Raw genomic sequence first — 13,827 nt, 5'->3', positions numbered from 1 at the left:
CCGGTGCCCAGGATGGCAATGCGTTTCATGACAGTCCTTCGCGTCGAGGTTTCGGGCCCGTGGCCCGACCGCGACCCACGCTATGCTCGATCGAGCAATTCGACAAACGAATGTTTCGCATGGTTGGCATGCGAGACTCGCATGTCTTGGAGGACGTATGGACACCGCCTGGCTGGAGGTGTTTCGCGCCGTGGCCCGCCGCGGCTCCTTCACCGAGGCCGCGAAAACGCTGGGGTACACGCAATCGGCGGTGTCGCGCCAGGTGGCCGCCCTGGAGTCCGACATGGACACCGTCCTGTTCGACCGGCTGGCCCGCGGCGTCCGCCTCACCGAGTCGGGTCGGTTCCTGCTGGACCACGCCGAGGCGGTGCTGGATCGGCTCGACGGCGCCCGGCACGACGTCCGCGCCTGGAAATCGCTGCGCGCGGGCCGCGTCAGGGTCGGCTCCTTCGCCACGGCGGGGGTCAGCCTGGTGCCCGCGGCCATCGCCCGGCTCCGCGCCGCACACCCCGACGTCACCGTGACCCACGCCGACGGTCTGGCCCGCGAGCTCGCCGCCCGGCTCGCCTCCAGCGACCTGGACGTCGCCGTCCTCAACGGGTACCCCGACCAGATCGCGGCGCTGCCCGCCGCGCGGCTGCGCCACCTGTGCGACGAGCCGATGCTGGTCGCCCTGCCCGCCGGGCACCGCCTCGCCCGCCGCACGACGGTGCGGCTCGGCGAGCTCGCCGACGAGGCGTGGATCGCGGGCAGCTCGTCCCCGGAGGAGACGCTGATCTCGGCGGCGGCGCGACAGGGCTTCCGTCCGCGGATCTCCTATGTGGTGCGGGAGTGGATCGCCAAGCAGGGCTTCGTGGCCGCGGGCCTCGGCGTGACCCTGGTCCCGGCGCTGGCCGTGGACTCCGCGCGGCCCGACATCGCGGTGGTTCCCCTGCACCCCAAGGATACCCCGCTGCGCGGCATCTACGCCGCCACCATCGCCGACGGCACGCCGTCCCCCGCGGCGGCGCGGCTCGTCGACGTCCTGGACGACGTCGCCTCCGACCTGGTTGGCTGAGTCCTCGGGGCCCGCCGTTGCTACGTTGCCAGGTGTGACATCACGCGACCGCCCCCGGACCGCCGCCCCGTCGCGGCAGGCGGAGCTTTCCCGCTTCCTCACCGCGCGACGCGCGCGGCTGTCCCCCGACGACGTCGGCCTGCCCGGCCGGGGGCGGCGCCGCACACCGGGGCTGCGCCGCGAGGAGGTCTCGCTGTTGGCGGGCGTCAGCCTGACCTGGTACACCTGGCTGGAACAGGGCCGCGACATCAACGCATCCACATCTGTCGTTTCGGCGATCGCCCGGGCGCTGCGGCTCGACGACGCCGAGCGCGCCTACCTGTTCCAGCTGCTGGGCCAGCAGCCGCCCAGGACCGAGGCCGCCCCCGATACCGCGCGGCTGTCGGCCATCGTGGAGGCGTGGATGCCGCTGCCCGCCATGGTCAAGGACCGGTACTGGAACATCGTGGCGGCCAACGCTTCCGTCCCCGAGTACCTCGGCTTCGGACCCGCCGGGGACAACCTGCTGGTGCGTTTCTTCACCGACGACTCCTGCCGCCACCGCTACCTCCACGGCGACGCGCTGGCCCGCGACACCGTCGCCCGCTTCCGCGGTGAGGTCGTGGACCACCTGGGCGATCCCCGCCTCGGCGACCTGATCGACACCCTGTGCCGTAGCGGCGCGGAGTTCGCCCGCCTGTGGGAGGACCACGAGGTGAGCGGCCCCGTTCCCTACCGCGCCAAGCACATCAGGCACGACACGGGCGAGCTGACATTCGACGTCCAGGAGTGGAACCTGGCCGAGGGCGACCTCCACCTCATCCTCCACATGCCCGCCCCCAAGGGGGTACCGGCACCACCAGCTTGATTGCCACCACCCTCAACCCTGTCGGCGGCGCACCCTCGTCATTAGCCTCGTCCACATCGCTAACACATTGGACGAAAGGCGCGCAGCCATGTGCCACACCACCGACTCCCGACCGCCCGCGGCACCCCATCCCGGCACCGTCGCCCGGCAGGAGGTCATCGAGCTCACCTCCGCCGACGGCACCGCCTTCACCGGCTTCCACGCCACCCCCGCCGAACCCCGCGGCCACAGCATCGTGGTGCTCCCCGACGTCCGCGGCGTCCACCCCTACTACCGCGACCTGGCCCGCCGCTTCGCCGAGGCGGGTTTCGCCACGGTCGCCTTCGACTACTATGGACGCACCGCGGGCCTGGGCCTCCGCGACGACGGCTTCGACTGGGACCCGCACTTCCAACGGCTCGTCCCCGAACAGGTCGAGCGCGACGGCGTCGCCGCGATCGAGTACATCAGAGGCCGCCACCCCGGCAACGCGGTCTTCACGGTCGGGTTCTGCCTGGGCGGGGGCCACTCCTGGCGGCTGTCGGGGGCGGGCGCCGGCATCGACGGATGCGTCGGCTTCTACGGCCTACCGGGTCTGGCCACCGACCGCGTGAACGACTTCTCCGCGCCGCTGTTGATGTTGCTGGCGGGCAACGACGTCGCCACGTCCCCACAGGACTTCGCGGCGTTCCGCCACCGGCTGGACGACGCGGGCAAAGCCTACGAACACCGCGTCTACGACGGCGCTCCCCACTCGTTCTTCGACCGCGCCGCCCCCGAGTGGGCCGACGCCTGCGACGACGCCTGGCGGCGCCTGCTCGAGTTCACCGAACGTCACGGCGCCAAGGCATCCGCATGAACGCCAATCCCCGCGTCGATCGGGGCCTAAGCCGCGCAGACCCATGAGGTCGCGGACGAGTAAGCCCCTATTCGGCTACCCCCCCCCCCGGCCTTTTTCGGGTGGTTGGCGCGGGATATGGGGCGGAAGCAGAGACTCCACATTCGCCACCTTTTCCAGCAGCTCCGCGAAGTCGGTGAGTAGAAGCCGAGTCTTGTCCAATTCGGCGCGCATCTCGTCGGCGCCGTCCCAGGCATGCTCGTGGGAGAACTTGTCCATTGTCGGCGGCCGGGTCGCCTCGTATATGACCAGTTCCCTGTGCCACTTCAACGTCAACGGCCGCAGTCCATAATTCAAGATCGCCACGGCGAGTCGCCCGAACGAAATCCCGTTACGCCTCTTGACCGCGACATCGGGCCCATATTTGGTCAGAATGCCCCGCGTGATTCCGAACAGCTGATACAGGGAGTCCAGCGCCTCCTGAAGGCTGCCACCTTCCAATTGCACCACCGCCACGCGAGTGACCAACTGGACGTACAGATCCCAGCTCGCGTTCCGCTCTGCGGTCGATGGTTCCCAGGTACCTTCGACGGTGCCGAAAAACGGGATGTTCAGGCTCACCCTGATGTGGGAAGGCTTCATTGACCGATCCATCTCCCTCGAACGCCCCTCGGGGCCGATAGCATACGGCATGACGGAAGGCGGGATTGTGGGCGAAGACGCCGGTTCACGGTGGGACGTGTTCTTCAGCTACGCCAGGACCGACGCCGCGTCCGTCGCCCCGTTCCTGAAGTTCTTGCGGGACAGCGGATTTCGAGTCTTCGTGGACGAGGCCGAGGTCGCGGGGTTCACGAGCCTGAACGGCGAGATCGCCGCCGCGTTGTCGGCGTCGCGGCTGCTGCTGGCGTTCTACTCCCCCACATACCCGACCCGCCCGTCGTGCCAATGGGAACTCACCACCGCGTTCCTGGCGGGTCAGCGCGACGGCGACCCGCGCGGGCGCGTCATCATGGTGGTGCCCGATCCCGACGCGGCCGAGGTGGCGCTGCCCGAGCTGCGGGACGCCCGCCATTGGACGGTCCCCGCCGACGCCGCGTCCGAACGGGCGCTGTTGGGCGCGATTCGGTCCCGTTTGGACGCCCTGCGTACCCCGATCGGTTGGCTCCCCGACGCGTCGGTCCACGGCGTTCCGCGCTTCCGCGAGCTGTGGCGGGTGCATTCCGCGCTGGTCGGCCCGACGCCCCGCACCTGCCTGGTCACGGGGATCGCGGGGTCGGGCAAGACGACGCTGGCACGGCAGTACGCCGACATCTTCGCCAGCGCCTTCGACCAACCCGTGGCGTGGCACGATCGCGACGCGGCCCTGCCGTCGGACACGCCTTCGGACGGTCTCACCGTTGTGGATGGTGTCCGCGCCGGAGACGAACCACAGCTTCGCTCCTGGCTGCGCGACCGCGCCGTCACCGAGTCCGTCCTGCTGCTCGGGCGCCACCGTCTCGACCTGTCGCTGGACACGCTCGCGCTGCCCGGGCTCGAGCGGCCCGCCGCGCGTCAGCTGCTGCACGGCTATCACCGCCCCGCGGAGCGTGCCGACGCCGACGCGGCCGAGGCGCTTGTCGCCGACGCGGGAGGCCACCCGCAGGCCATCCATCTGGCGGGCCTGATCGCCCGCGATCTCGGCGGACGGCGCGCCTTCGGCGACGCCCTGCGGCTGTGGCACGCGACCGCGCGCGACGAGCTGGAACGCTTCGCCGCGCGCGTCGGCACGCTGCCCGACGGCTATCCCGCGTCGGTGTCCGCGCTGCGCGAGATCCTGGACGGTCTTCCCGCCGAGTGTCTCGACGTGCTGCGCGTCTTGTCCACAGTGCCCCCGACGCTGCGCGACCAGCGCCTGCTGATCGCGATCATGAACCAGGTCCGCCCCGGGGCGCGGCACGACGCCGCCGTCGAGGAGTTGCGAGCGGCCAACCTGGTCGCCGAGCCGCACCGCCTTGCCCCCGTGGTCGCGCGCGCCATCGAACGCTACGACCCTGATCCCGTGCGGGGCCGGCATGTCCGCCGGGCCACCCTGTTGGTCCTGGCCGGTTATGGTGGATCCGCACCAAGCATCGACACGCCACCGGGAGATCCCATGTCGGCAGCACCGCTCACTCGCGTCGAGCAGGAGATCGGGTTTCGTCTGCAGACCGACCTGTCCACCCGGATCTCCACCGTCCCCCTCGGCGAAGACGGCGGCGTGCTGCGCGAGGCGCTGACCTCCCTGAACACCCTCTTCAGCCACGCGCGAGAGGCGATCCGCGACCTGGCGGGGCACCGCCACAGCGGCCAGGTCCAGGCCCTGGCCAATCGCGTCATCGACGAGCTTCGTCCACTGTTGACGTACTGGCACCCGGCGCTGCTCGACCACGAGTCCACCCGCCCCGCCACCGTCGGAACCGTGACCCACGAACGCAACTGGGACCGCGCCGCCGAACTGCGCGCCGCGCTCAACGACATCCGCGGACCGCTGGGAGAGGTCAACGGTGACCTGGAGGGGCTCACCGGCGCCAGCCTCACGATGGGCTGATCAGTCCAGCCGATACCGCATTTCCTGGACCTTCGTGCCGTCGTCGCACGTGAACCACGACGTCTGCCCGTCCGCGGCGAACCCGTAGCGCTCATAGAATCGCCGCGCCCGCGGGTTGTCCACAAGCACCCACAGGTGAATCGGCACCAGTCCGTGGCCGCGCAGCCGCGTCTCCGCCTCCGCCATCAGGGCCCGACCGATCCCCGCGCCCACGCGATCGGGGTGGACGTAGATCGCGTTGACCTCGCCGAGGCCGGGAGGGTCGGGCTCCGCGGCGTCCTCCTGGGTCCGCAAGGGCCCCGTGTTGGCGAACCCCACGATGACCGACCCGTCGACGGCGACGACGATGTCGGTACCCTCGGGCGGGTCGGTGAGGCGGCCGATGAAGCGCGCGTTCGGTTCGGCCGACATGGTGGCCAGGACGCCGTCGGGAATCACCCCGGCGTAGGCGTCCCGCCACGATTCGGCCCGCAGTCGCGCGATGGCCCGCGCGTCCTCCACGGTCGCGTTTCGGATTCTCATGGGCGACAGTGTGGGGCGCGCCGCGCGAAATGTCGACCCGAAATCGCCCGCCATCGATCACTTGGCCAGCAATCTCCCCTGATCGTGCCGCTGTCGGGTGTGCCAGGAGGCACCGCGGCCACATACGCATTAGGTTTGACGGCGTGGTTACGACGCAGGCGCCGACCCCGCCCACGGTGCTTCCGCATTGGCAGCTTGGAACGGTGCTGTCGATCAATCGCGTACCCACGGGTCTGATGAACCGCAGCTGGCGGGTCAAGACCGATACCGGGGACTACCTGCTGAAGCTGTTCCTCGACGTGACGGGCGAGCAGCTGGCGTTCCAGTTTCGGGTGCTGCGGGCCCTGTACGCCGCGGGGGTGCCCGTGGTTCCGCCCGTCCACAGCATGCACGGCACCGAGACGGTGATGCTGGACGGCCACGAGTTCGGGGTGTTCCCGTGGCTGGTGGGGCGGCACCGTTCGGGTCTGTCGATGTCGCTGGAGAAGTCGCGGGAGCTGGGGCAGGTGCTGGGCAGCATGCATCTGGCGCTGTACCAGGCGGTGCCGACGCCGCGCACCCCGTACCACCAGCCGACCATCCCGGCCGAGTTCGCGCTGGAACGGGTGGACCGGCTGCTGGACCTGGTGGATTCGCGGCACGGCGGGGGTTCCTTCGACGCGCTGGCCGAGCGCACCCTGCGAATGAAGCGCGGCATGCTGGCGCAGCTGGCGCACCGCCGCCCACCGGACGTGCCCGTGATGTCCTCGGGCTACCTGCACGGCGACCTGCACCCGCACAACGTCCTGCTCCAGGAGGACAACCGGGTGCAGGCGATCCTCGACTGGGACCGGCTCAAGATCGGCCCGCACAGCAAGGAGCTGGTGCGCGCGGCGGCGTTCTTCTTCACGTACGGGGACGAACGCGGCATCGATCTGGACCGGGCGGCGCAGTTCATCGACGGCTACCGCGACGTCTACGACCTGGGCGCCCAGGAGATCACGATCGCGCTGCATCGCCTGTGGTGGGAGCGCCTGGCCGACAACTGGGTGATCGAGTGGCATTACATGCGCCGCAACCAGGCCTGCGACCACCTGCTGCCGGGCCAGACGGCCTTGGTGAAGTGGTGGACGGCCAACTTCGACACGATCATCTGGTCGCTCGTCCGCTGACGTCGTGGACAATTTCACACTGGAGCATCGCGCCCATCCGTGACAAGCTGAGGAAATGTCTGAACTACCGCTTGTTCACCTCACCGGTACGCCGTTCGAGCGCGGGCGCCAGCACGGTGTCGCCCTGTCCGACCGCATCGCGTCCAATGTCGACCTCTACCGGACGCGGATGCGCCTCGACGCCCAGCTGTCGGACGCCGATCTCGCCGAGCGCACCCACCTGTACCTCGACGTGTTCACGACGCTGTCGGCGGACTACCGCGCCACCATGGAGGGCATCGCGGCCGGCAGCGGCCAGTCTCTGGACGACATCACCATGCTCAACGCCCGTTTCGAGCTGCTGTACAGCGCGTGGAGCGCCCGCGGCACCACCGCCAGCGAGTGCACCGGCTTCGCCGCCGGCGCCGACATCACCGCCGACGGCGAGGTCCTGATCGGACAGAACTGGGACTGGTTCCCGGCCGTGGCGGGCGGGTTGTTGTCCTGGCAGGACGATGGCCTGAAGGTGTTGGCGTACACCGAGGCGGGCATCGCGGGCGCGAAGATCGGCGTCAACAGTGCCGGGATCGGCCTGTGCGTCAACGGTCTGGGCTGCGACGCCGACGACTGGAAGCGCGGCGGCATGCCCTACCACCTGCGCACCAACCGCATCCTGAACTCCGCGAAGATGACGGCGGCGCTGTCCCACGCCACCCTGGACGCCCCGTCCTGCTCGGCGAACTTCCTGATCGGCTCGGCCACCGAGGGCGTGGTCAACGTGGAGTCCTCCCCCGTGGGCGCGCGCCGCATCCTCCCCGAACCGGGCCGGGTCTACGTGCACGCCAACCACTTCACCACCGCCGACGAGCTCGGCGTCACCCAGCAGTTCAGGTCCCGGCCGATCACCACGTTCCACCGCGCCGAGCGGCTCACCACCCTGCTCAACGACGGCGACAAGCTCACCGCCGACAAGGTGACCGCCTCGCTGCGCGACCACGACGGCGGCGAGCTCGGCCTGTGCCGCCACCCCATGGACTACAAACCCGAGCACCTGCGCACCCACACGGCGTTCTCCGCGCTGCTGCACCTTGCGGAGGGTCGGATGTCCTACACCGACGGCCCGCCATGCGAATCGACGTACACCGACGTGGTGCTGTCCGACGTGTCCTGAACGCACGAAGGGGCGGAAGCGTTGTCACCCAACGCTTCCGCCCCTGCTCGTCCTACTTCAACGCCCCGGAGGTCATGCCCGCCTGGATCTGGCGCTGGAAGATCAGGTACGCCACCAGCACCGGGATCATCGCCAGGGCCATACCCGCGAAGAGCGCGCCGGTGTCGACCTGTTCCCCCGCGCTGACCACGAGGTTGGCCAGACCCACCGACATCACCTGCTTGTCGTCGGGCGCGCGGCTCATCAGGGCCAGCGGCAGCAGGAACTGGTTCCACTGTCCGATGATGTTGAAGATCGTGATGGAGATCAGGCCCGGCTTCGCCATCGGGAGCATCACCTGGAAGAACACCCGGTAGTGGCCCGCGCCGTCGATCATGGCCGCCTCCGACACCCCGGTGGGCAGGGTGCGGAAGAACGACGTCAGGAAGAACACCGTGAACGGCAGCGAGAAGGCGATGTACGACAGCGCCAGACCGGGGAAGGTGTCCTTGATGCCCGCGTTGTCGAGCGTCTTGTACAGCGGGAAGATCGCCAGGAACACCGGGAACAGCATGCCCGCGACGAACATGTAGTAGAAGAACCGGTTTCCAAGGAACTCGTAGCGGGCCAACACGTACGCCGCCATGGAACCCAGCAGCATCGTGCCCGTCACCGACATCGCCAACACGATGATCGTGTTGAGGAAGTACGGGCCGACGTGCGCGGTGGTCCAGGCGTCGGCGAAGTTCGACCACTGGAGGTGGGTCGGCAGGCCGAGCGGCTTCGCCTCGATGTCGGCCGAGGGCCGCAGCGAGTTGATGAAGACCCACAGGATGGGGAGCACGATCATGATGCCCCACAGCGCGAGGAAGCCGTGGGAGAAGACGTTGAGGATCGCGCCTTCCTTCTTGGGTGCCGCTGCCGCGCGCGGTGCCTTCAGCGCGGGGCGGGCCGTGGTTTCGGTAGTCATCGAGTCATGCTCCTTTTAGAACTCGATCCGTTCCCGGCGCGTGAGGCGCAGGAACAGCAGGGTCATGATCATCATGAACAGGAACAGCACGACGCCGATGGCCGAGGCCATGCCCGCGTTGGACTGGTCGCCCCAGGCGTACTTGTAGATGACGCCACCGACGACCTCGCTGGCGTGGTTGGGGCCGCCCTGTTCGGGGGTCATGGTGAACACCAGGACGAAGCCGTCCAGCGCCATGATTCCCAGGTAGACCCAGGCGGTCTGGACCGAGTCCCACAACAGCGGGAAGGTGATCTTGAAGAAGGTCTTGACGCGGCTGGCGCCGTCGATCAGGGCCGCCTCGTAGAGTTCGGTGGGGATCGAGGCCATGGCCGCCGAGAAGTACACCAGGTAGAAACCGACGACGCTCCAGATCAGCACGATCATGACGGAGGTCAGCGGGGCGGTGTAGATGAATCCGTTCTCGGGGTAGGGAAGCCCGAGCGCCTTGAGGAGGCTGGCGACGAGACCGCCGACGCTGGCGGGGTTGTAGGCCTCGCGCCAGATGATGGCCACGATGGCCAGAGACATCACCTGGGGGAAGAAGTAGATGACCTTGTAGATCTTGGAGCCCGAGACGCCCGCGATGCGGCCGTGTTTGGCGCGTCCGCCCACGTTGAGCATGAACGCGAAGAACATCGCCAGTCCGATCACGACGATCGGAACGATGACCAACATGAGCGCGGTGTGGATGAAACCGGGGATGATCATGCCGGAGTCGTCGTCCCACATGTCCACGTAGTTGTCGATGCCGATGTAGTTGAACGTCGGCGACGCTCCACTCCAGTCGGTGAATGAGAGCTGGAAGGTCTGCACGAAGGGCATCACGACCAGCCAGATGTACAGCGCCACCGGCAAGGCGAGGAACGAGATGATGAACTTGGTCTGGCCTCGTCTGGTGGCCTTGTGTGCCCGGCGTCGCGGGCGAACCGACGGGGAAGCGGTTGTGGTCATGGGGACGGCCGTACCTCAACTGGATCGGGAAAGGTTGATACGGGTGCCGGAACCGGCCACATGGGACCGGTTCCGGCCGAAGCGGATCAGTAGCTCTGCTTGAACTTCTTGATCTTGTCGTTCTTGGCGATCTTGTCGGACTCGTCCTGGGCCTTCTTCAGGAAGTCCTTCGGCTTGGTCTTGCCCGCCAGCAGCTCGCCGAGCACCGGCTCCACGTTGTTCTTGAAGTCGACGTACCAGTCGGCGATCTGGGGACGGTAGACGTTGTCGGCGCCCGTGTTGAGCTTGGTCACCGCCTTGGCCGCGGAGTCCTTGATCGTCTGGTACTCCGGCTTCAGGATCGACGGCGACTGGGCCGACTCGGCCAGAATCGCCGATCCCTTCTTGGACAGCATGATCCGGAGGTACTCGTAGGCGCCTTCCTTGTTCTTGGCCTGCTCGGGAACGATGAAGGGCTCACCGCCCGAGGACCACGCCAGCTTCGGCAGCTTGCTTCCCTCGAAGGGGAAGACGCCGGTGGTGGCGTAGACGAAGTCCTTCGGGGCCTTCTTGCCCTGCTCGTGCTTCACCCAGCTGCCGCACGGAAGGAAGGCGGCCTCGCCGTGGTTCCACTTGGTCTGGGACTCGATGTGGTCGATGCCCGGGGTGCCCTCGAGGATGTAGCCCTTCTTCTTGAGCTCGTACAGGGCCTCGGCGGCCTTGACGATGGAGTCGTTGCTCCACGCCTTGGGCTCGAGGTTGTCGATGTCCTCCGACACCTTCCGTCCGCCCTCGCGGCTGGCCAGGGTGAACAGCAGGTCCCACAGGTAGTACGGGTACTTACCGGCGTAGGTCCACGGCGCGATGCCGTCCTTCTTGATGTCCTTGCACAGCTTGAGCATGTCCTCCCAGGTGGCGGGGACGTCCCAACCCTTCTGCTTGAACAGGTGCGAGTCGTACCAGATCGACCAGGCCTCCACAAAGTACGGAAGCGCGTAGACCTTTGCCTTGTTGTCCTTGGGGTCGGTGAAGGTGCCCGGCTTCAGGGTGCCGGCCGCGAGAGTGTCCTTGACCTTGACCTTCGGGTCGTCGTAGGACGGCGCGTCCAGGAGCGGGGTGAGCTCGGCGAGCTGCCCGTCCTTGATGAGCGCGTCCAGGGCGATCTTCTTGGCGCCGGAGTCGTCCATCACGTCGGGCGGCGTGCCGTCGGTGAAGCGCGGCTTCTGACTGGAGGCGATGTCCTTCTTCGGCTCCAGCTTGACGCTGGCCTTGGGGAACTTCTTCTTGTACAGCGACAGGTGGCCGGACTTGGTGTCGGCGTAGTCGGTTCCGAAGCCGCCGTTGAAGACCACGACCTCCAGCGCCTTCGAACCGTCCACCTTGAACGGGTTCTTGGCGTCGCCGGAGTTCTTGACGTCGTTGGTGTCACCGCCGGTGCCGCTGGTGGCACAGGCGCCGAGCAGTCCAGCGGCGGGGATGGCCGCGGCACCCAGCGCGGTGCCCTGCAGCACTCGCCGCCGGGACAGCTCGCTTGAGTCGTTCTTGCGGGTCATTTCTTCTCCTAAAAGGATTCGAGTCAGGCTCCCCGCCGGATGCGTCCGGCGTATCGCGACTCGAGGGTGTTGTTGTGTGTGTCCCCGCCGGGGACGTTCGCGGACAGATACACAACGGGTGTCTGTCCGTCGTCGAGTTGCCGTCGCACGACTTCGGCGACGACCATTTGCGCCAGAAGCGCCGAGGTGATGGACGACGCGGCGCACACCGAACCGCCATCGGGCAACGGCAGGAGCGAGTCGCCGTAGGGCGCGCAGTTGTCTATCACCACATCCGCCAGGTCCGCCAGTTTGCGTCCGGACGGATGCCGGGAATCTGTGCGTCCGGAGTGCTCGGTGGAGGTGAAGGCGATCAGGTCGTGACCTGCTTCCTTGACGGCCGTGGCGAACTCGACGATCGAGCCGTTGATGCCGGACTGGGAGGCGATCACGAAGACGTCGGCGTCGGCGGGGTCGGCCAGGGCGAAGAGCTTGCGCGCGATGGAGGGATCGCGCTCCAGCTTGTCGCTGGACAGCAGGTCGGGGGATTCGCCGCCGCGCAGCACCAGGTCGCGCAGCGCGATGCGGTTGCTCGGCACCAGTCCGCCCGCCCGTCCGGCCAGTTCCATGCACAGCGCCTCGGAGTGGCCGGTGCCAAAAGCCTGCAGGATTCCTCCGCGGGACAGCGCCGCCACGATGCGGTCGGCGGCGGCGTTGACGGCGTCGACCTGGGTGTCGATGGCGCGGTCCATGACGCCGCGCAGCGCGGTGACGTACGCGTCGGCGGAGATGCTCATGTTTGCTTCTGTCCTTTTCTGGTCCTAAATGTCGCACCGAGTCGCCACACTGTAGCCGTCATTTTTGATCACCGACAATCGGAGTGAACTGGTGCAGCGGCAGCCCGTCCTTGCGGTGCCCCGCCACCGCCTGGGCGGTGGTTTCGAAGGCGGCGACCATGCTGGGGAAGGCCCGCTGGGCCACCGCGAGATACAGGATGTCGGACACCAGCAGCTGGGAATGCCGCGCCGCCAACACATCCGACTGCGAGGTGCTGGCGCGGGTCGCCGAGGTGAGGACGATGTCGGCGACCTCGGCGACGGGCGAGGACGGGAAGCTGGTCACCGCCACCGCCAGCGCGCCGTGGCTTCCGGCCTCGGCCAGCATCTCCACGGTCTCGGAGGTGGTCCCCGAGTGGGAGAACCCGATGGCGACGTCCTCGCCGGTCAACAGCGCCGCCGAGGCCAGGGCCCCGTGCACCTCGCTCCACGACCACGCGGGGATGCCGATGCGGTGCAGGCGAATCTGGAGCTGGCCGATCACCAGGGCGCTGCCGTCGATGCCGTACATGTCGACCCGCCGGGCCCGCACGATCGCCTCGGCCGCGCGCGCCACGCCGTCGAGGTCCAGGCTGTGCGCGGTGTCCTGGAGCGCGGCGATCTCGGCGGCCAGCACGCTTCCCAGCACCCGCTCCAGCGGGTCGTCGGGGCGGATCTCGCGCCCGATGTCGACCTGCCAGCCGTCGGAGCCCTGGGCCTCGGCCCGGCCGGTCTCGGTCGCGATGGCCACCCGCAGCGCGGCGTAGCCGTCGTAGCCCAGGGTGCGGCAGAAGCGGGTCACCGTGGCCGGGGAGGTCCCGCTGCGCTCGGCGAGCTCCACAATGGTGGACAACGCCGCGGCGGTGGGATCGGCGAGGACCTGGGCGGCCACGCGCGTCAGTGCCTCGGAAAACTCGCCGCCCAGCCGCGAGATCCGGTCAAGGACGCCGCCGGGGGCAACCGCGGCGTCAACGGGCGCACGTGAATCGGTCATGCCTGGCCTGTGTTCCTCTCCGCATCGTCGCGTTGCGTGAACCACATTGATGTGTGTGAGTAAAACTCTTACCTTCCGGCGCCATCGTCAAGTCTTGGCGGGCAATCTTTTCACAGTTGAGATAATTCGCTACGCTCCCGACATGCTCGATCACGGTGAGTTCGGATTCGGGGACGGCGGCGGCGCGTCCTAGGATCTTGCGCGTGGACTACATCCTGGGCTTGGACGTGGGCGGCACCTCCACGCGCGCCCTGCTGGCGGACCTGGACGGCAGGACGCTCGGCCGCGGCAAGGCGGGCGGCGGCAACCCGGTGTCGCGCGGGCGCGCCACCGCCGAGGCGAATCTGACCACGGCGGTGCGGCAGGCGCTGGACGGGGCGGACCCGGCCCGGGTGCGCGCCGCGGTGGTCGGCATCGCCGGGGTGTTGGCGGACAACGGTCCCGATGTCGATCGT

At 68.3% G+C, this 13,827-nt stretch carries 14 protein-coding genes; 7 read left to right on the top strand and 7 right to left on the bottom strand.

Annotated elements, in window-relative coordinates; translation table 11 throughout:
- Positions 1 to 157 precede the first annotated feature (157 nt).
- From VE172_RS19175 to VE172_RS19165, 3 genes are all read left to right on the top strand, one after another.
- Positions 158 to 1,057, top strand: coding sequence for a LysR family transcriptional regulator (locus VE172_RS19175; protein ID WP_324803575.1), 900 nt, complete (start codon positions 158 to 160; stop codon positions 1,055 to 1,057).
- Positions 1,058 to 1,091: 34 nt separating this feature from the next.
- On the top strand, positions 1,092 to 1,904 hold the full coding sequence (locus VE172_RS19170; protein WP_324803573.1) for a helix-turn-helix transcriptional regulator: 813 nt from the start codon (positions 1,092 to 1,094) through the stop codon (positions 1,902 to 1,904).
- Between the two features lie 88 nt (positions 1,905 to 1,992).
- Positions 1,993 to 2,742: a dienelactone hydrolase family protein gene (locus VE172_RS19165; protein WP_324803572.1), complete on the top strand. Its 750-nt coding sequence runs from the start codon at positions 1,993 to 1,995 to the stop codon at positions 2,740 to 2,742.
- A gap of 75 nt (positions 2,743 to 2,817) precedes the next feature.
- On the opposite strand, the gene VE172_RS19160 is transcribed toward VE172_RS19165, so the two are convergent.
- Positions 2,818 to 3,363 carry a hypothetical protein gene (locus tag VE172_RS19160; protein ID WP_324803571.1) on the bottom strand — a complete coding sequence of 182 codons (546 nt, stop codon included), beginning with the start codon at positions 3,361 to 3,363 and terminating at the stop codon, positions 2,818 to 2,820.
- Between the two features lie 67 nt (positions 3,364 to 3,430).
- Here VE172_RS19160 and VE172_RS19155 point away from each other — a divergent pair, with 67 nt between their 5' ends.
- The gene (locus VE172_RS19155) at positions 3,431 to 5,287 is read left to right on the top strand and encodes a toll/interleukin-1 receptor domain-containing protein (protein ID WP_324803570.1); all 1,857 of its coding nucleotides are present in this window, start codon (positions 3,431 to 3,433) and stop codon (positions 5,285 to 5,287) included.
- Here the strand turns inward: VE172_RS19155 and VE172_RS19150 are convergent, their stop codons facing one another.
- The gene (locus VE172_RS19150) at positions 5,288 to 5,809 is read right to left on the bottom strand and encodes a GNAT family N-acetyltransferase (protein WP_324803569.1); all 522 of its coding nucleotides are present in this window, start codon (positions 5,807 to 5,809) and stop codon (positions 5,288 to 5,290) included.
- Positions 5,810 to 5,952: 143 nt separating this feature from the next.
- Here VE172_RS19150 and VE172_RS19145 point away from each other — a divergent pair, with 143 nt between their 5' ends.
- Positions 5,953 to 6,960: a phosphotransferase enzyme family protein gene (locus VE172_RS19145; protein WP_324803568.1), complete on the top strand. Its 1,008-nt coding sequence runs from the start codon at positions 5,953 to 5,955 to the stop codon at positions 6,958 to 6,960.
- A 55-nt stretch (positions 6,961 to 7,015) separates the two neighbouring features.
- Complete coding sequence (locus VE172_RS19140) at positions 7,016 to 8,110, top strand: C45 family peptidase (protein WP_324803567.1); 1,095 nt, start codon at positions 7,016 to 7,018, stop codon at positions 8,108 to 8,110.
- Positions 8,111 to 8,162: 52 nt separating this feature from the next.
- Here the strand turns inward: VE172_RS19140 and VE172_RS19135 are convergent, their stop codons facing one another.
- The 5 genes from VE172_RS19135 to VE172_RS19115 form a co-directional block, all read right to left on the bottom strand.
- Positions 8,163 to 9,059 carry a carbohydrate ABC transporter permease gene (locus VE172_RS19135; RefSeq protein WP_324803566.1) on the bottom strand — a complete coding sequence of 299 codons (897 nt, stop codon included), beginning with the start codon at positions 9,057 to 9,059 and terminating at the stop codon, positions 8,163 to 8,165.
- Positions 9,060 to 9,074: 15 nt separating this feature from the next.
- Positions 9,075 to 10,052 (bottom strand): carbohydrate ABC transporter permease, encoded by a 978-nt coding sequence (locus tag VE172_RS19130; RefSeq protein ID WP_324803565.1) that lies wholly within the window; start codon positions 10,050 to 10,052, stop codon positions 9,075 to 9,077.
- 86 nt (positions 10,053 to 10,138) lie between these two features.
- Entirely contained in the window at positions 10,139 to 11,584 is a 1,446-nt protein-coding gene (ngcE, locus tag VE172_RS19125) for an N-acetylglucosamine/diacetylchitobiose ABC transporter substrate-binding protein (RefSeq protein ID WP_324803564.1), read from the bottom strand.
- Positions 11,585 to 11,607: 23 nt separating this feature from the next.
- Entirely contained in the window at positions 11,608 to 12,360 is a 753-nt protein-coding gene (locus VE172_RS19120) for an SIS domain-containing protein (RefSeq protein ID WP_324803563.1), read from the bottom strand.
- Positions 12,361 to 12,418: 58 nt separating this feature from the next.
- Positions 12,419 to 13,372, bottom strand: coding sequence for a MurR/RpiR family transcriptional regulator (locus VE172_RS19115; protein ID WP_324803562.1), 954 nt, complete (start codon positions 13,370 to 13,372; stop codon positions 12,419 to 12,421).
- A gap of 203 nt (positions 13,373 to 13,575) precedes the next feature.
- On the opposite strand from VE172_RS19115, the gene VE172_RS19110 reads away from it, so the two are divergent.
- Positions 13,576 to 13,827, top strand: a 252-nt coding sequence (locus tag VE172_RS19110) for a BadF/BadG/BcrA/BcrD ATPase family protein (RefSeq protein WP_324803561.1), incomplete at its 3' end; no start/stop codon positions are given.

It is taken from the genome of Stackebrandtia sp., assembly GCF_035643755.1.
Lineage (GTDB): Bacteria > Actinomycetota > Actinomycetes > Mycobacteriales > Micromonosporaceae > Stackebrandtia.
This window is presented reverse-complemented; position numbering and strand designations above follow the sequence as displayed.